The organism is Thalassotalea sp. G2M2-11 (assembly GCF_017168195.1).
Lineage (GTDB): Bacteria > Pseudomonadota > Gammaproteobacteria > Enterobacterales > Alteromonadaceae > Thalassotalea_E.
Genome location: NZ_JADNYL010000001.1, coordinates 246,273 through 264,062 on the forward strand (window position 1 = coordinate 246,273; position 17,790 = coordinate 264,062).

11 protein-coding genes are annotated in these 17,790 nt (G+C 37.0%); 6 read left to right on the plus strand and 5 right to left on the minus strand.

Annotated features, from left to right (window positions below):
• The 5 genes from IV514_RS01050 (at position 1) to IV514_RS01070 (ending at position 10,317) form a co-directional block, all read left to right on the plus strand.
• Complete coding sequence (locus IV514_RS01050; RefSeq protein ID WP_206483065.1) at positions 1-3,030, plus strand: efflux RND transporter permease subunit; 3,030 nt, start codon at positions 1-3, stop codon at positions 3,028-3,030.
• 14 nt (positions 3,031-3,044) lie between these two features.
• Positions 3,045-5,075 (plus strand): XrtA/PEP-CTERM system histidine kinase PrsK, encoded by a 2,031-nt coding sequence (gene prsK, locus IV514_RS01055; protein ID WP_206483066.1) that lies wholly within the window; start codon positions 3,045-3,047, stop codon positions 5,073-5,075.
• A gap of 31 nt (positions 5,076-5,106) precedes the next feature.
• Positions 5,107-6,453 carry a PEP-CTERM-box response regulator transcription factor gene (prsR, locus tag IV514_RS01060; protein ID WP_206483067.1) on the plus strand — a complete coding sequence of 449 codons (1,347 nt, stop codon included), beginning with the start codon at positions 5,107-5,109 and terminating at the stop codon, positions 6,451-6,453.
• 45 nt (positions 6,454-6,498) lie between these two features.
• Complete coding sequence (gene prsT, locus IV514_RS01065) at positions 6,499-9,273, plus strand: XrtA/PEP-CTERM system TPR-repeat protein PrsT (RefSeq protein WP_206483068.1); 2,775 nt, start codon at positions 6,499-6,501, stop codon at positions 9,271-9,273.
• 171 nt (positions 9,274-9,444) lie between these two features.
• On the plus strand, positions 9,445-10,317 hold the full coding sequence (locus IV514_RS01070) for a PEP-CTERM sorting domain-containing protein (RefSeq protein ID WP_206483069.1): 873 nt from the start codon (positions 9,445-9,447) through the stop codon (positions 10,315-10,317).
• A gap of 80 nt (positions 10,318-10,397) precedes the next feature.
• Here the strand turns inward: IV514_RS01070 and IV514_RS01075 are convergent, their stop codons facing one another.
• From IV514_RS01075 to IV514_RS01095, 5 genes are read right to left on the minus strand one after another with little or no spacing between them, the layout of a single operon-like run.
• Entirely contained in the window at positions 10,398-11,426 is a 1,029-nt protein-coding gene (locus IV514_RS01075) for an XrtA/PEP-CTERM system-associated ATPase (RefSeq protein ID WP_206483070.1), read from the minus strand.
• A 1-nt stretch (position 11,427) separates the two neighbouring features.
• Positions 11,428-13,023, minus strand: coding sequence for a TIGR03016 family PEP-CTERM system-associated outer membrane protein (locus IV514_RS01080; protein WP_206483071.1), 1,596 nt, complete (start codon positions 13,021-13,023; stop codon positions 11,428-11,430).
• The gene (locus tag IV514_RS01085; RefSeq protein WP_206483072.1) at positions 12,992-13,864 is read right to left on the minus strand and encodes an XrtA-associated tyrosine autokinase; all 873 of its coding nucleotides are present in this window, start codon (positions 13,862-13,864) and stop codon (positions 12,992-12,994) included. The genes IV514_RS01080 and IV514_RS01085 overlap by 32 nt, the downstream gene beginning before the upstream one ends.
• A gap of 2 nt (positions 13,865-13,866) precedes the next feature.
• On the minus strand, positions 13,867-15,453 hold the full coding sequence (locus IV514_RS01090) for an XrtA system polysaccharide chain length determinant (protein WP_206483073.1): 1,587 nt from the start codon (positions 15,451-15,453) through the stop codon (positions 13,867-13,869).
• A 47-nt stretch (positions 15,454-15,500) separates the two neighbouring features.
• The gene (locus IV514_RS01095; protein ID WP_241242133.1) at positions 15,501-16,136 is read right to left on the minus strand and encodes an XrtA/PEP-CTERM system exopolysaccharide export protein; all 636 of its coding nucleotides are present in this window, start codon (positions 16,134-16,136) and stop codon (positions 15,501-15,503) included.
• A gap of 223 nt (positions 16,137-16,359) precedes the next feature.
• Here IV514_RS01095 and IV514_RS01100 point away from each other — a divergent pair, with 223 nt between their 5' ends.
• Positions 16,360-17,763: a TIGR03013 family XrtA/PEP-CTERM system glycosyltransferase gene (locus IV514_RS01100; RefSeq protein ID WP_206483074.1), complete on the plus strand. Its 1,404-nt coding sequence runs from the start codon at positions 16,360-16,362 to the stop codon at positions 17,761-17,763.
• Positions 17,764-17,790 lie beyond the last annotated feature (27 nt).

Genomic DNA, 17,790 nt, shown 5'->3' on the forward strand with positions numbered 1-17,790 from the left:
ATGCAGCTCCCTCGTTTAGCGATTAAAAACGCACAATTCACACTGACTATCGTTATTTTAATGGTATTAGTAGGCGTTGTTTCTTATATTAATATGCCGCGTTCTGAAGATCCGCAATTTGATATACCTATCACGTTAATCGAAGTGATTTATCCGGGGGTTTCGCCTAATGATATTGAAACTTTAGTCGTCAATCCGTTAGAACAAGAGTTTGCCGATATTGAAGGTATCAAACAAATAGAATCGCAAATCAAAAATGATGGGGCGAGAATTGAAGTTAAATTTATTTATGGCAGTAACCCACAAATAGCATTTAATGAAATTAAACAAGCGGTTGCTTCTGTAAAGCCTAATCTGCCAAGTGATGTGCAAGATGTTTTAGTGTTAAAAGCTACGCCAACCAGTGTCGCTGTTGCTCAACTGGCGTTATGGAGTGAGCCACTCGATTATAAGAAAATGGAGTTTTACGCGAAAAAATTAGAAAAACGATTAGAGACAATTAACAGCGTAAAAAAAGCAGATATTTGGGGTTATCCCCAGCAAGTGGTGTCTATTAACTTGAACTTAGATTTACTGCAGCACTATGGCATTGCGGTAAATAGCATCAATCAAACGTTGCAAAATAGAGCTGTGAATATAACCCCAGGTTTTGTTGATGCTAGTTCGCGTCGCTTTAATGTTAAAGCGAGTGGCAATTATCAACAATTAACGCAATTGTCAGAAACAGTTGTCTACTCAAATGAATCGCTGGTGATCAAATTAAAAGATATTGCAACAATTGAGTTTGGTGACGCAAAGCCTAGTTATTTAGCCTACTTTAATCAACATCCAGTGATTTTCATTACCGTAGAACAACGTAAAAACACCAATATTTTTGATTTAACAGAGCGATTAACGGCAGAAGTTGAGCAATTTAAACAGCAATTGCCAGAGGAAGTGAAGTTAGCGCTTTTGTTTAAGCAAGCAGAAAGTGTCTCTACCCGTGTAGACGGTTTTTTTGATAATTTATGGCAGGGTTTGATACTCGTTGGCTTGATGTCATTGTTGTTTCTGGGTCTCAGAGAAGCAATCGTGGTCATTGCTGTGATCCCGTTATCTTTTTTGATAGCGATGGGCTGGTTAGATTTTGCCGGCTTTGGCTTACAGCAAATGTCGATAGTAGGATTAATTATTGCGCTTGGGCTGCTGGTTGATAATGCCATTGTAGTAACTGAAAGTATTCATCGGGAGAAAAAGCAAGCCGCATCGTTAACAGAGGCAGCAGCAAGTGGCACCAGTAGAGTTGCATGGGCGATCACAAGCGGCACGATAACCACAATGTTTGCTTTTTTGCCTATGTTAATGTTGGCCAGTGATACTGGGGATTTTCTGCGCTCTATGCCTGTGACCGTTGTATTAGTTCTATTTGCATCTTTACTGCTTGCTTTGACATTTACGCCATTATTATCGAGTAAGCTATTTCAAACTGGGCCCAGTAGAATAAAGACGTTGCAACATTATGTTAATCGATTTGCCGCCACGGTATATAAGAATACGCTAGCAATTGCTCTACGGCGAAAACTGATAGTAATCATACTGTTTATTGCTGCACTTGTGTTGATGTTTTCTTTGTTTACTAAGGTGGGACTCAGTTTATTTCCTAAAGCTGAAAAACCCATGATACTGATTGATATAGAAGCACCAACTAATTCATCTTTAACTTATACGCAAGAAGTGATGCAGAGTGTCTCGAAACAACTGAGTACTTACCCGTTAATTAAACAGCAAGCGCTTAATATTGGTAATTCTAATCCGAGGATTTATTACAATGAAATACCAAAACGTGGTGTTGCTAACTATGGGCAAATTTTAGTGATATTGGCAGAGTTTGATGCGGAAAAAGTCACAGATTTAGTGACAAGGTTACGGAAAGAGTTTGCTCAGTGGAGCCAGGCTACAATTACCGTGAAGGAATTCACTCAAGGGCCTGTAACCGATCAGCCCATTACGGTGCGTTTGATGAGTGAGTCGCTTGCTGATCTTGAAAAAGTTGCCAAAGAGCTGAATCAGAAAATGGCGACGATTCCTGGCATCATTAATATCGAAAACCCTATTGGATTAGCCAATACCGAGTTAATTATGGATATTGATTATGAAAAAGCAGGTATGTCTGGCATTGATATTCACTCGCTGGATCAAACACTCAAAACATTAATTACCGGGCAATTTGTCGGGCAACTAAGTGATAGTAATGGTGAAAGTTACCCTATTTTAATCCGTAGCAAGCAAATGGATGTGTCAATGCTTGAAAATATTCATATTGCTAATAACTTGGGGCAATTAATACCGCTTAATCAAGTGGTGTCAATTAAACTCGCTAAGGGGCATTCAGAATTTTTTCATTACCAAAAACAGCGGATGGCAAAAGTTTCTGCAGATGCCGATAATGGCTATTCGGTAACAGCGCTGACGCAGCAAGTGGTAAATTTTTTAGAATATTATCCGTTTCCTGAGGGTATGTATTATACACTGGGTGGTGAAGAGGAGTCTCGACAAGAGTCGTTTGCTGGGCTTTCTCAAATTATGATTATCACAGCGATAGGGATTTTTTCTGTATTGGTATTACAATTTAAATCATTTTTGCAGCCTTTAGTGATTTTTAGTTCAATCCCATTTGCGATGGCGGGCTCGGTTATTGGCTTATATATATTTGGTTTATCATTTTCAATGATGGCATTTATTGGTTTGATCAGTTTATTTGGTATTGTAGTGAATAATGCCATTATTTTGATTGATACAGCTAACCATAATTATCTGATAAGCAATGATATGCGCACAGCTATTTTAGAGGCAAGCGCAACGCGTTTTACGCCAATATTACTCACCACATTAACAACCATTGGTGGATTACTACCATTAACATTATTTGGTGGTGGCTTATGGCAACCGTTAGGCGTAGTGATTATTTCAGGCTTATGTGTTTCAGCTATCGCTAGTTTTGTTTTAGTGCCCGTATTGACTGAATTGTTTACTCGAAATAATAGTAAGTAGGCGAACACACTTTTATGGAATTTCTCGGCATAGTTGGTTTTGGGTTAAGTAGCATCGCTTACCTTGTTTTCATATTGTTAATTTTTGCTGCTCGTAATAAATCATTACTGGCCCAATGGACGATTTTGTCAGCACTAAGCACTTTAGTCGCAAATGCCGTTGCAGGTATGCAAATCAAGCTTGGTTTTAGCTTACAGTGGGTGATGTTGGCTGATGGTATAAAAATCGCCTGTTGGTCTATTTTATTGTTGATTTGCAATACTGAATTAACCTCATTACGTCGTTTGTTAAGTAATTATCATATTAGACAGTATGCGGTTATATGGCTCCTATTGATGTCGGGCGCTTGGCTTGCGACTTATTCTTTTAATTTCTCTTACCAATTTTTGTTTTTACTGTTTATCGTCTTGAACCTATGGACTTTGGTGTTATTAGAGCAACTATTCCGTAGTGCTGATGACCATGTTCGTTGGGCGATTTGGCCGTTAGTTATTGCTTTGGCAAGTATTTCAGTATTCGACTTTGTAATGTATGCACAGGCGACAATGGTTGATGGCATTGATTTTGATTTCTGGTTTAGTCGAGGTTTTGTCGCTTTAATTATCGTGCCGCTCCTATTGGTGAGCATTCGACGCATTAAAAATGGCTCTGTCAGAATCTTCGTATCTCGACAAGTGGTGTTTTATAGCTCAATTTTGATGATGGCCGGTGTGTATTTGCTCATTATGGCATTCGCTGGCTATGTTATTAATTATATTGGTGGGAAATGGGGCAGTGTCGTTAGTGTTGGCTTTTTGATGCTCAGTATTATTGTGCTAATGACGTTGTTAATCACAGAATCACTGAGACGAAAACTGAAAGTTTTCATTGCTAAGAATTTCTTTGCTAATCGATATGAATACCGTGATGAGTGGTTGGATCTTATTGAAAAAATAGAAACCACCAGTGCGCAGGGTTATTATCAAATGGCGACATCGATTATGATGTCAAAATTGAACGCTCAAAGCGGTGCCATTATAAAAAAAAGGAATGACTTACACTTTGATTGCCAATTTAAGGATGGCCTAGAGTTAACTCAAGCCTTTGACCTTCAGCTTGCATTGTTAAGTGAATTTTGTATAAAAAAAGGATGGATTGTAGACGTTGATGAATATGAAATCACTCCTTCGATGTATTCTGGCTTAACCTTAGATATTGATTTATGTCGCAGTTTTAATGTGAGAATTATCGTGCCTATTTTTATTGGTAAGGCATTTTATGGATTGTTTGTACTAGGTAGAATAAAAGAGTTAAAGCAACTGAATTGGGAAGATAGAGATTTGTTATTTGCGGTTTCAAAGCAATTGGGGAATTTTATTTCACTTAATGAAGCCAACGATGAGCTTGCAGAGGCAAAACAGTTCGATGCGTTTAACCGTATGTCTGCCTTTCTAGTACATGATTTAAAGAACGTCCAAGCACAATTATCGTTAATTACTACTAATGCGGAAAAACACAGAGATAATCCCGAGTTTATCGATGATGTCTTTGAAACCGTTGAGTCAGCAACAGAGCGATTAACTAGAGTATTGACCCAACTACGCAATAAAAAAATGGCATCAGCTGGTAAAATGAATGTAGAAATTGCGACTGTGCTTGAGAAAGTGGTTGAACAACGTAATGTTGATTCACCTAAAGTACATATTGTGCAAAGCGATAATTGCTTATTAGCCATAGATAAAGAAAAGTTTCATTCTGTGTTAAACCATCTTATTCAAAATGCACAAGAAGCAACAAGCGATGATGGCTGGGTAAAAGTGAATTTAACCTCGTCTGAGAATCAAATATGCATTAGTATAAGTGATAATGGCTGCGGTATGACGGCTGACTTTATTGAGCAACGCCTTTTCAAGCCGTTCGATACAACCAAAGGCAACGCTGGTATGGGTATTGGCGTATATGAAGCTAAACAGTTTATTGAGAGCTTAGCCGGTTCCATTAAAGTTACCAGCATTGAACACGAAGGCACGACCTTTAAAATCAGTTTGCCAATCAATGATACATAATCAAATGCGTGAAACAAAGGATACTAACCACATGGAAAAACTATTGATCGTTGATGACGATAAGGGCATCCAAAAACAACTAAAATGGAGCTTATCAGATTACGAATCAGTATTAGCAAGCAATCGTGAAGGTGCGATTGCTGCTGTGCGTCGTTATGAGCCAAAAGTGGTGACTTTAGATTTGGGCTTGCCGCCAGATTCTGCCAACGCAACGGAAGGATTAGCGGCTTTGGAAGAAATCTTAAAAATTGCTCCGCATACCAAAGTGATAGTGATCACAGGTAATGACGATAGGGAACATGCGCTTAAAGCTATCGAATTAGGTGCCTACGATTTTTATCAAAAACCGATAGATTCTGAAGTGATAAATATCATTATCGCTCGAGCTTTTAGTGTGGCTTCGATTGAAGAAGAAAACCGATTAATGCGCTCAGTAGGCGGTAGTGACATAGGTATTATTGGCAATAGTGAAGCGATTGAACGTTTAAGGATGATGATCAAGCGCATAGCACCAACGCAGATTACCGCTTTGTTGTTAGGTGAAAGTGGTACGGGCAAAGAAGTGACCGCCAATGCAGTTCACAAGGCAAGTGATCGCGGTAACAAACCATTCGTTGCAATCAACTGTGCTTCCATTCCTGAAACATTGTTAGAAAGTGAGTTATTTGGTTTTGAAAAAGGGGCTTTTACTGGCGCAGTGCGCACGACAAAAGGGAAAATAGAATGTGCGGAAGGCGGTACTTTATTTTTAGATGAAATTGGCGATATGCCGTTCAATTTACAAGCAAAATTATTACGTTTTTTACAAGAAAAGAAAATAGAACGGCTCGGTGGACGACAAGAAATAGAAGTGGATGTACGGGTTGTGTGTGCCACTAACCAGAATTTAGAAGAAATGGTGGCCAATAAAACATTTCGAGAAGATTTATTTTACCGCGTCAGTGAAATTACCTTGAATATTCCGCCATTACGAGATCGTGATGAAGACGTTTTGATCTTAGCGCAGTTTTTTTTACAACGATATGCCGAGGAATATAAAAGTAACGTTAAAAGTTTTTCTCAAGATGGCTTAAGTGCTATTAAAGCACATCGATGGCCCGGTAATATTCGCGAATTACAAAACAAAGTAAAAAGCTCTGTGATCATGGCAACAGGAACACAAGTGACCGCTATGGATCTAGGTTTCTTAGACCATGTTGATAAAGACTTAGAATTGAACCTGAATTTAAGGCAAGTACGTGAACATGCTGAATCGATTGCGATTCAAAAGGCTTATGCATTAACTGAAGGTAATATGTCTAAATGTGCGGAATTGTTAGGGATCACACGTCCGACCCTATATTCTTTAATAGAAAAATACGCGTTAGATATTAATTAATAACTTGGAAGATAATGATGTTTTTATACGGGAGTGAGGTGTAATTTGAAATTTTATCCTGTCAGAGTTATTACAATTTTATTGTGCTTACATGTATTTTCATTTGCTTATGCAAAATCGGCTGATCAGCTTTATGAGGATGCCTTACAGGCATTTAATAAAAAAGAATATGCGCAATCAGTTATCTTGTTAAAAAATATCATGCGAGAAAATCCGAGGCATTTGTCAGGACGAATATTGCTTGGCAAAACATTTTTATTGCTTAGTGAGTTGGAAAATGCCGAAGAGCAGTTCAGACAGGCGTTAATAGATGGTGCTGATAGCAGTCAAATACTAATACCTCTGGGGCAGTCATTATTATTACAAGGTAAATATCAGGATGTTTTAGATAATGTCCAACTTTCAGAGCAAACAAGATTAATTGCTACTGAAGTCTTCTCACTGCGAGGTCGGGCATATTTAGAATTAAATCAATTTGAGCTGGCAAAGTCTGAGTTTGATGCTGCGATAGCTAATGAACCAAATGAAGCTGTTGGTTATTTAGGATTAGCTATTTTAGAGCTTAAACTTGGTAATATTTCGTTAGCGCAGCAGTGGCTTGATCAAGTACTAGAGATTGACTCATATAATGCTGAGGCCTTGCAGTTAAAAGGGGATATTTTTTATAAACAAGGCAATTTAAATTTAGCAGAATCTTTGTTAAATCAAAGTTTTACTCTGGATGAGAATAATCTTCGAACACGCTTATTATTGGCTGAGGTTTATATTGCATTATCGGATATTGAACAGGCGTTAAAGCATATCTCATTTGTTTTAGATTTAAAGCCTAATTATCCAAACGTCAACCTGCTTTATGCTTTTGCTTTGTTTAAATCTGATAAGAAAAATGAAGCGGCAAAGGTGGCTAAGAATATTTCTGCTTATTTAAGTAAATTAGATGATGCTGATCTTAATCGATATCCATCATTACGATTGATCCAGGGGACCAGTCTATACATGCAAGAAAGCTGGGAGAATGCTTATAGTCATTTAAATTATTATGCCCTCCGATTCCCAGGTCACGAGCAGAGTCACCTAATGGTGGCTAATATGGATATGAAGTTTGAACGCTATCAATCGGCAATGGAGATTCTTGAACATTATAACGGAGAAGAAAGGTCTCTTGAGTATTGGCTGCTGAAGTTGAATGCCTTAGTTAAGCTGGGTAAAATGTTTGAAGCGTTAGTTGTGGTTGATCAGGCAATGGAAGGGTTTCCTCATGAACTAACCTTGCTCGAGTATAAAAGTAAGCTACTCGTCGCCACTAACAACTTAAGAGAAGCGCTAATGTTAATGGAGAGCATTTTTGAACAAGGGAGTGCTAGTGACCAATTGGCGTTACTTCTAGGACAATTACAGTTAAGTTTAACCGAGATTAATAAAGCATCGGCAACGGTAGCGAGACTATTAAAAGAAAAGCCTGATAATCCTGTTTATTTGAGCCTATCTGCTGGTATCGATTTACAAAGTGGTAAATTTGTCTCTGCCCAGCAGAAACTGGAACATGCGCTAGACTTGGCTCCTAAGATGTTACAACTGTATGTTAATCTTTATTATGTTTATATTGCTCAGAAAAATGTTAACCAGGCAGCTGAAATATTAAACAAAGCTTATCAGTTGAGCCCGAATCAACCTCTGCTATTAACAAAGTTGGCTGAGTTATCTGAGCAAGTTCGAAATTTTCAAGCAAGCATTCAATGGCGAAAGCAATTATATAAGTTACAACCTGATAATTTAGATAACTTGGTTCGCTATGCCGAGGCACTTGTTCGCACAGGTGATAGTAAATCTGCTTTACAATTGCTCTTACTTCATCGTATTGATTATCGGTTAAATGCACAATATCTCGCACGGTTAGCAACAGTTTATTTAGATTTAAAGCGTTGCAGTGATGTTGATCAAGTCTTAGGGGTGCTGTACGGCTTATCGTTAAACCATGCTCGCCGATTAGTTACAATCGCAAATATGTATATGCAATGTCATCGCTTTGAATTAGCGAATCGGGCGTTAACATATGCGGAACAGTTGGATATCAATAATATCTATGTACAACTGGCAAGAGCACGATGGTTTTTAGATATTAATCAGGCGGAATTAGCCTTACGTTTATTAAAACCTTTAGCTCAGTCGGGTCATCAAAAAGCTTTACAGTTGGAAATCAGTGCTTATGAATATTTGGGTGATGAAGAGAGTGCTATTAGCATCGCACAGCGATTATTTAAATTGTACCCTCGTCCGCTTTATGTGTATAAGTTATATCGATTATTAGAGACGGCGAAACGTGCTGATGAAGGCATAGTTATACTTGAGGAATACTTGAGACAAACTGACAATATTAACATTCGTCGAACGCTTGCTCATGCTTATTTACAGATGAAGAATAAACAAAGTGCGGAAAAACACTTTATTATTTTGGCAAAGAGTCATAATGATGCTTTGGCTTATCGACAACTTGCTATTTTAAAATCAGAAGAAAATATAGAGCAGGCGGTAACTTATGCTAAAAAAGCTTATGGTATTGATCAGCAGTCACCAGCAATTGCTGCAACTTATGGCTGGCTGTTAACGCAGTCAGGTAAACCGACTGAGGGTTTACCTTTATTGCGATCTGCTCATGCTCGTAATGCCAATCAACCGACTTTACTTTATAGAATGGCGGAAACCTTATTACTGCTGGATCGGCAAGAGCAAGCGTTAAAATATTTTAAACAAGCGGCACGTTTTGATTTTCCTGATAGACAGCGGGTAGATTTAAGGTTAAATGAATTAGCAAATAGATAAAAGGTAGCTGAATTTTGATGTCAGTTTTTTTTACAACACTGTAATCTTGATAATGTAATTTACTGTATTTTATCATTATTTTTTTTGGTCTGTTTTTTGCAAGATAAAGGTCAGTTATGTGACTGTCTTCGTATTGTATGATTAAAAGACTAGCGTTTAAGGAGTTATAACGTGAATCCGTTGATTAAAATTTTGTTGGTGGGGTTATTGGCGATTGCCCAAATAACTGCTGCTTATGCTGGAAAAAAAGAAATTAATGAATGTCAGTTATCTGACCTTCAAATCACTACCTTTCAACTATTAGATGGTAGTGAGGAAGTCGAATTAGCCGTTCCTGCAGATGCTACGGATTGCTTAGGTGCCTATTATGGCAACAATAGTGAATTTATTAGCCCAGTAGATAATTTGGGTTATGATGAAGATGGTTGGTTAAATAAAGATAGCTATAATGACTGGTGGACTGGTCCTGGTGCTTTTGTTGATCAAAGTGATTTATACGATCTGGATGGTGATGGTTTAGCAGATGATCCAGGTTGGGTATATGTTGGTAAAGATGAAGGAAATGGTTTTAAAGGACAAACTAGTTCAGATGGCAGTACTAGCTATGACTTTATTGATAATTTGATTACATTTACAGATTGTGAAGATAAAAAGGGTAATTCTACTGATTGTGTAGGCGGTAATGCGGTTAAGGGTAGCTGGTCTTATACACCTCCTGCAATGAATCCTGATGAACTTGTTGAGTTGCTTGGCGGTGAGTTCTTCGATCAGGTTGCTATCATTTTTAAGGCGGGTAGTTCATTCGCTATGTATAATTTTAGTATCGAAGCATTAGGTTTAGATCCTGTATTGGCTGGTGATTATAACTATGCATTTACAGGTACATGGGATATCAGCGAAGTACTTGGTGGTAGTGCGCTATCAAACTTTAGCTTTTGGGCACGTGATCCTGTGGCTGAAAGCGTACAAGTTCCAGAGCCGCCAACTTGGATTCTAATGATGGCTGTGTTTGCTTTCATGGTGCGTAGAAAATTATATAGTTAAAGTCACGAGCTTTATTCACAACATAAAAAAAAAGCCTAGTTTGGGCTTTTTTTTTATGTTGTGAATAAGGTCATGTTACATTAAGGTTCAATATTTTGCTCAGCATACAGCTTGCTTTTATGTTTAAGTAACTTATCAACATAACGAGCCATCTTAACTTTTTGCTTAATAGATGACTCAAGAATTTCTTCAACGTCTCGAAGTACTTCTTTAATATTCTCAACGTTCTCAGATGAGTTAACTACTACTTGTTGATTCGGCTCTTGACTATTTATAGGAGCATTATTTAATGAACCTGTAAGCTCGACTTCCATTTCATCAGCAACGCTACTGATTGCTTCTGAGTTAATTTCATCTAATTCTTCAAGAAAGCCAAATAGTAATAATCGATCAACAAATATATTTATTTTACGAGGAACACCGAGTGTTTTCTCATGAATCAACTCAATACCATTATCAGAAAATAGATTTTCTTTATTACAGCCAGCTTGCTGTAAACGATGGTTAATGTATTCTTTTACTTCCTCAACAGTTAATGGTTTGAGATGAGCAGAGGCTATAATCCGTTGCCTAAATTGCTCCATATTTGGTGCCTGGATTATAGGTTTAAGTTCTTCTTGTCCCAGTAAGAAACTTTGCATAAGAGGCTTATTATCTAGCTGAAAGTTAGAAAGCATTCTTAGTTCCTCAACTGTTTCAGAAGGTAAATTTTGTGCTTCATCAACGATTAATAACGCGCGTTTACCTTGCTTATTCAAACTTATGAGGAATTGTTCTATCGCTTGTAATAAGTCTGCCTTTGAGTCCCCTTTAGCTTCAATATTAAACTCTGAAACGACTAAAGCCAGTAGTTCTTGTGGGTCTAATTTGGTTGTAACGAGCTGGGCTGCGACGATACTTTCATCGCCTATTTGGCTTAAGAGGTTACGAGCAATTGTTGTTTTTCCAGTACCAATAGGTCCAGTAATGACAATAAACCCTTCACCTTGATCTAAACCATACTGCAAATATGATAATGCTCTTTGGTGATGGCTCGAAGCAAAGAAAAACTTTGGATCTGGGCTTAATTGGAACGGCTTCTCTTTGAAGCCATAGTAACTTTCATACATATCAGAATTCTTTTGTTATTTTAAAGGATACTCGTCCTTCTTCATAGTTATATAATTGAGTATTAGAATTACGATTAATATTCGCTAAATCAAATTCGAAAATTAATTTACTATTAAGAGATTTTGAATAGCCAATCGCTATTCTACGATAACGATCTCGACGTTCTGAGCTACTATTCTTTCTTAACCAATTATCAGTATAAGATGCACTTAGATTGATATTAGAGCGTCCACTGATAGCTCTAGATGTTGAAAAGTTGATATAAGTTTTATCATCTTCATTAAGGCTTTCTAGATCTTCTCTGTTGGATAGCTCAGCAACTAAATTAAATGTGGTTCTAGCTAGCGCTAATTCACTTTTCCATGAAAGTGTTTTATATAATGAAAAAACATCATCTTCATTGAGTTCATAATCGGTGATTGTCAGTAGTTGATAGTCATCAAAATTAATATCATTCTGGTTTTCTAGAAAACAATCATTTAGATTTATATCTGAATTGGATGGACACCAAAAACTCCCTAAGGGGATTACTTGGTAATTACTACGGGTGAAACTTCTTACTTCCTCTTTATAGTTTATTTGGTTGGTTAACCTTCTATTTCTATGGGAAAGGCTTAAACCATATGTATCTCCAAAAAAACGTTGGGAATAATTGGCTGTTAAAGTTGTACGGCTTGATGGCTGCCAATTAACATTCATATCAATGTAATTGCTTTGTGGTTTACCATTAAAACCTAAATTACTGCTGATTGGTAAATTGTAAGAAGCATCGAGATAAAACCTTGGCGTTATAGACCATCTGATGCCTGCCCCATAAGAGTTTGACTCTGTTGAGCGCCCTGTTTGTATTGTGCCACTGTTGTCTTCATCGTAATAACGTAAAAATGGGTTGATTTTCCAAGAGGTAATGAATCCAATTTTTAGCTCGCTTTGATAAGAGCGGGCCGTTTGATTTTGGTTTTTTCTTTCTTGGTATTGTCCATTGATATCCCAAAAAACTGAACGAGATGCATTGCCATTTTTAGAAGTGACGATAGAGCTATAGCCTTCAAAGTTACCGATATTATCTTCTGAGTTGGTCAAGTTATATTTGATATTAGAATTGATGATAAACTGACTATTAACAGTGTTGTATGCGATTCCACCACTATAAGACTCGACTTGCACCGTATCCGATGAAACGATATCTGCTAATGCATTTTTAGCATTATTCCGTGATCTGTTATCTATATTAGCCTTACCAATTAATGCAAAACCCTGTTGGCCAAGTTTTAGATTGAAGTCGCTATTCAATGTTTGATAATCATCATCTAACTCATGGTCATGACTATAGGCAGCATATATACTTTTTGAAGATAAATTAAATGTAAGTAATTTAGAGCTATAGTTGGACTCAATATTGATTCCAGCCTGACTAACTAAACTGCTAGTGTTTTTAGTACTCGTTAGTTCTACATTATCAGTGTATACTTCTTCCGCAAGAAATTTTGGCGTAAATTCCCACTCTCCAGCGTAAATTGGATGCATTAGCAGTGATGTTGCAATAGCCGCTGCTAATTTAGTCTTATTCACCGTACCCATAACCATAATAGCCATACAAATCCTTATGAGATCTTATTGCTTTGTTTATTACAATGCCAAGAGCTAGGTCTTCATTGAGAGATTCTGTCGCAGCTTTGATATTTGCAATAGTTGTTTTTGATTCTTCTACAACGACAATTGCCTGACCAACTAAATTCGCTAAAACTAATGTTTCTGTCACGCCTATCAAGGGCGGGCAGTCAAATATGACGACACGATCAGGGTAGCGAGTTGCTAATTCATTAGCTAGTGCTGCCATTCTTTCGCTGGCGAGTAATTCATTGGATAAATGATGAGGTTGACCCGCAGGGATAAGTTTTAAATTTTTGATATTTGTATTGTATAGCACATCGCTGACATTTTTCTCTGGCTGAAGTAGGTACTCAATTAAACCTTCAGCTTTTTCTATACCCAATTCTCTATTGACACTAGGGCGTAAAACATCCGCATCTATCAGTAATACTTTCTTATCTTGTTCTAGTGCAATACTTAACGCTAGGTTAACAGAGACAAAGGTTTTACCTTCATTTGGTTTTGCACTACTAACCATAATTAAATTAGGGTGATTAAGTAATTTAGCCCCACTACCAAAAGCATTATTCAAAAGCTTGCGCTTTATCTGTCTAAATTCGTCTTTAATGCTTTTTCTTTCTCCAGTGTCGATTAGATATCCACGACCAGCTAAACTATCGGTATCAATAGTTAACACGCTTCTTTGCTGAGAATGCTCATCCCTTAAGCTTGTTGTATCAGGCTGAGTGGTGCTTTCAGTTGATTGAGGAGAATGAGTAGCTTGCTCTTTTTCAGAAGCTTCTTTTGTTGCTTTACGAGCTAACGCTTTTTCAATAGTACTCATGATTAAAGCATTCCTTTTAATGGAGCCATAACTTGTTCAGGGAAAATTGAATAGATAATAAAACACGCTAGTAAAATCAACAATACTGTATTAGAAGCGATGAACACAAAGGTTTTTTTACGGTGCCACTTTTGTAGGCCTAAGTTTTCAGCTGCGGAGACCACACCAAATACAGGGATACCTGTTTCTTTGGTTATTTGGTTTCTTGAAGTGACAACAGGATTAATCTGGCTAAATAAAAATGATAAGCCGACACCAACACTAATACCTATAATTGTACTAGCAAGTAAAAATAGTATCCTTTTCGGCCCTGTTGGCTCTGCCGGTGCACGTGGAGGATCAATAATTCTGAAATTGATTTTACTAGTTGTTTCATCGGCTTGTTTGGCAAGTTGAGCAGTTTCTTTTCTACTTAAGAGTTCTTCATACTTCTTTTTGGTGATATTGTAACCTCGATTTAAAGCCGTTAACTCAGCTTCAATCTCTGGTAAAATATGGATTTTATTTTCTAAACCTTCTACTTCTTTTTCATAGTTATCGCGACGTACTTTAATTGATGCAACCTGATTTTCCAGCTGGTTGATTTGAATTTGTAAGTTTTGAATAACAGGGTTTTGCGATATTTTTTGGGTAGAATCATTGGCAGAACGAGCTGATAGGTAATCTTGAATTTCTTTTTCTTTTTGCGTTAGCAAAAGATTTAATCTATTTTGAGCTTCTTTTACATCAGGATGACGTTCTGTATATTTCAATAATAGGGAGTCAAGCAAGGTCTGCAATTCGTTAATACGATCATCATAACTAGTTACAATTGTATTTGAATCCTTAATGTTTGACTGCGCACTTTCTTCTGAATTTGTTGAGCTAAGTTGTGCTCTAGAGTTAGCTAACTGTGATTCAGTTTCTGATAAGTTTAACTCAATTGCTTTCAGTTGTTCCTTGGCAATCCGCAATTTATTATAATATCCACCATACTGGTCTGGTAATACGTTACTGTATTTTTGTTTGAAGTTTGTTAATTTCGCTTCATCTGAAAGTAGTCGATTCTCATATTCTTTAATTTGCGTGTCTAAAAATTTTCCCGCTGTATCAGTGTCGCTTCGGTTTTCACCCAAGGTATTTTCTATGAAAACTGTGAGCGCTGATTGCACAACATTTTTTGCCATTTGTGGGTCTTTATGTTGATAAGAAATGGTAAAAATATTGTCTCGTCTCCCCGCGGATTTTTTAATAGTAATATCTTCTTTTAAGTCATCAACTAACTCTTCATATTCTTGCGGGGTCGCAACTTGTATATCAAGATCAGTCATTCGAGTAATGCGCTCTATATTTGGTCTACTCAATAAAGTTCTCACCATTAATTGAATCTGTCTGTCAGTATTAGTTTCAACAGTTAACCCTTTCAATAATGGACCTAAAATTGATTGAGTATCAGCATAAACACGTGCTTCAGATTCGTAAATATCATCTAAATTGACGATAACAATCCAAAGCAGCGGGCAAATAAGCCATGTCGATATCATGATGTATCGACGTTTAAGCCAAATTCCTTTTAAATAATCTAAAGCTTGTTCCAATAACTCTTGCATTCCTGACCTCTAAAAAACAGGGAAATAAAACGGATAAAAACGATTAATTAAAACCAAGTTTCTGGGATAACAATAATGTCACCTGGTAGTACATCTACATTGGCAGAGATTTCACCATTTTTTATTAGGTCTTCAATTAATATCTTGTATTGTTTTTGTTGACCATTTTCAACTCGAACAAGAACAGCGTCATTACCATCGGCAAATTCTGTTAGACCGCCTACCCGTATCATCACATCAAGAAGGGTCATATGCTGGGTATAGCTGATTGCTTGTGGTTGTGCAGCTTCACCTATGACTCTTATTTGTTCACCAAAAGGACCGACAAAATCATTGACTGTTACCGTGACTACTGGATCGCGTAAGTAGGTTGAGAGAATTTCTTCAATGGTACGAGCTAATTCAGTGGGGGTTTTGCCTGATACCGGAATATCTTCAACTAAAGAGGTGGTGATCATTCCATCTGGTCTTACTTTAAATGTGCCAGATACTTCAGGGTTGCGCCATACAAAAATGTTAACGGTGTCACCAGCGCCTATTAAATATTTATAAGAACTTACATCAACCGTTTTTGACTGGTGCAGTGTTGCAGGCGGGAGAGAGGATGTACTACACCCCGAAATCACATAGATAATACAAGTTAATACAATATATTTTATTTTATTCATCAATCGGTTTTCCATGGTCTCAACCTTTTTAAAGTTATCGCAAAAACAATCATAAACTAACAGATTCTATTTTATTTTTATAGTTGATGCACTTATTAAATATCTGTTAAAAAAAAGTAAAAGTTGCTAGTATTTGCCATCTAGTAACTATATTAACTATAGTGTCTGCTCTCACAATATAAAAACTAGTATAAATAAATGGCTTATTATTTGTTTTATAAGGAATTAAATTTTACTTATGTCTAGCCCGAAGTTTCGTGATCTTTCATCTGGAAGCAAATCGCTTGTTATTATTGAATTATTCCTCTTTGCAGGCGCTTTTCTTATTTCTTTTTATAGTAATCGTATTCTTCATATCGTCGAACACTATAACATTCCGCAAAATTTTGTTTTTATTCATGCCTTTGTTTATGCATTAATTGTGCAGTTATCGTCATTAGCGTTAGGTTTATATAATTCTAAACTAAGAGAAAGCTTTAGAGGCTTAGTGCGTCGTATTTTAATGTCGGTCGCCATTGGCTTTTTTATCGCGGTATTAATTAATCCATTATATGCTCAGTTCGCGTTACCCATTGAATTATTAGCAATCGCGGCATTGATTAGCTGTTTTATTATTTGCTTTTTCCGTTACTTTACTTATCGAGTAGACATTTTTGGCTTAAATAAACGAACTGTTTTAGTACTAGGGGCAGGAGAAAGGGCTTCTATTATTGAAAAGCGTATGCGTCGTGGGGTTGATCGTCAAGGGTTTACTATGCATGGCTTTGTTGTGATGGATGGAGATGCATCAGATGGGATTGTCAATGAAAATAGGATCGATTTAGATGGCTCGTTAGTAAGTTATGCGTTAGAGCATGATATTGATGAAATTGTCGTTGCCAGTGATGAGCGTCGAAACAATTTACCTGTCGATGAACTCTTTGCTTGTAAAATTCGTGGCGTTGAAATTACAGAAATATTGGATTTCATTGAACGAGAAACCGGCCAAATTGCAGTTAATTTGATATATCCGAGTTGGGTGATTTACTCCAACGGTTTTGCTTCTGCTAATCATTTAAGAAATACCTTAGATTGGATTTTTAATGCCGGTATTGCGTTTTTTTTATTTTTGATCACTTGGCCTGTGATGTTAATTACCGCCTTGTTGATCAAACTTGATGAAGGGTTAAAAGCGCCTGTTTTTTATCTACAAGAGCGTGTCGGTTTAGATGGACAAGCGTTTAATATTTATAAGTTTCGCAGTATGCGTATTGACGCCGAGAAGCATGGTGCACAAATGGCAACTGAGAATGATGATAGAACGACTAAAATTGGTAAATTTATTCGCAAGTATCGTATTGATGAGTTGCCGCAAATTTATAATGTGATGCGCGGTGATATGGGGTTTGTTGGTCCTAGACCCGAGCGTCCAGAGTTTGTACAGCAATTAATAAAAACCATCCCTTATTATAATGAACGTCATAATGTAAAGCCTGGTTTGACTGGGTGGGCGCAGCTTAAGTACCCTTATGGTTCAACGGAAGAAGATTCGTTGGAAAAGCTAAAGTATGATCTGTATTACATTAAACACAGAAGTTTTATGTTGGATATACTGATTTTAATTCGCACGGTAGAAATTGTTTTATTTGGCAAAGGGCGATAAGCTTTAGTGTCGGGTATAAATTTTTAG

Excerpts from the sequence above, each read along its gene's own strand:
- IV514_RS01075 (WP_206483070.1), bottom strand. The coding sequence starts at position 11,426 with ATGTATGAAAGTTACTATGGCTTCAAAGAGAAGCCGTTCCAATTAAGC.
- IV514_RS01090 (WP_206483073.1), bottom strand. The coding sequence starts at position 15,453 with ATGCAAGAGTTATTGGAACAAGCTTTAGATTATTTAAAAGGAATTTGG.
- prsR (WP_206483067.1), top strand. The coding sequence starts at position 5,107 with ATGGAAAAACTATTGATCGTTGATGACGATAAGGGCATCCAAAAACAA.
- prsK (WP_206483066.1), top strand. The coding sequence starts at position 3,045 with ATGGAATTTCTCGGCATAGTTGGTTTTGGGTTAAGTAGCATCGCTTAC.
- IV514_RS01085 (WP_206483072.1), bottom strand. The coding sequence starts at position 13,864 with ATGAGTACTATTGAAAAAGCGTTAGCTCGTAAAGCAACAAAAGAAGCT.
- IV514_RS01095 (WP_241242133.1), bottom strand. The coding sequence starts at position 16,136 with ATGGAAAACCGATTGATGAATAAAATAAAATATATTGTATTAACTTGT.
- IV514_RS01080 (WP_206483071.1), bottom strand. The coding sequence starts at position 13,023 with ATGGCTATTATGGTTATGGGTACGGTGAATAAGACTAAATTAGCAGCG.
- IV514_RS01100 (WP_206483074.1), top strand. The coding sequence starts at position 16,360 with ATGTCTAGCCCGAAGTTTCGTGATCTTTCATCTGGAAGCAAATCGCTT.
- IV514_RS01050 (WP_206483065.1), top strand. The coding sequence starts at position 1 with ATGCAGCTCCCTCGTTTAGCGATTAAAAACGCACAATTCACACTGACT.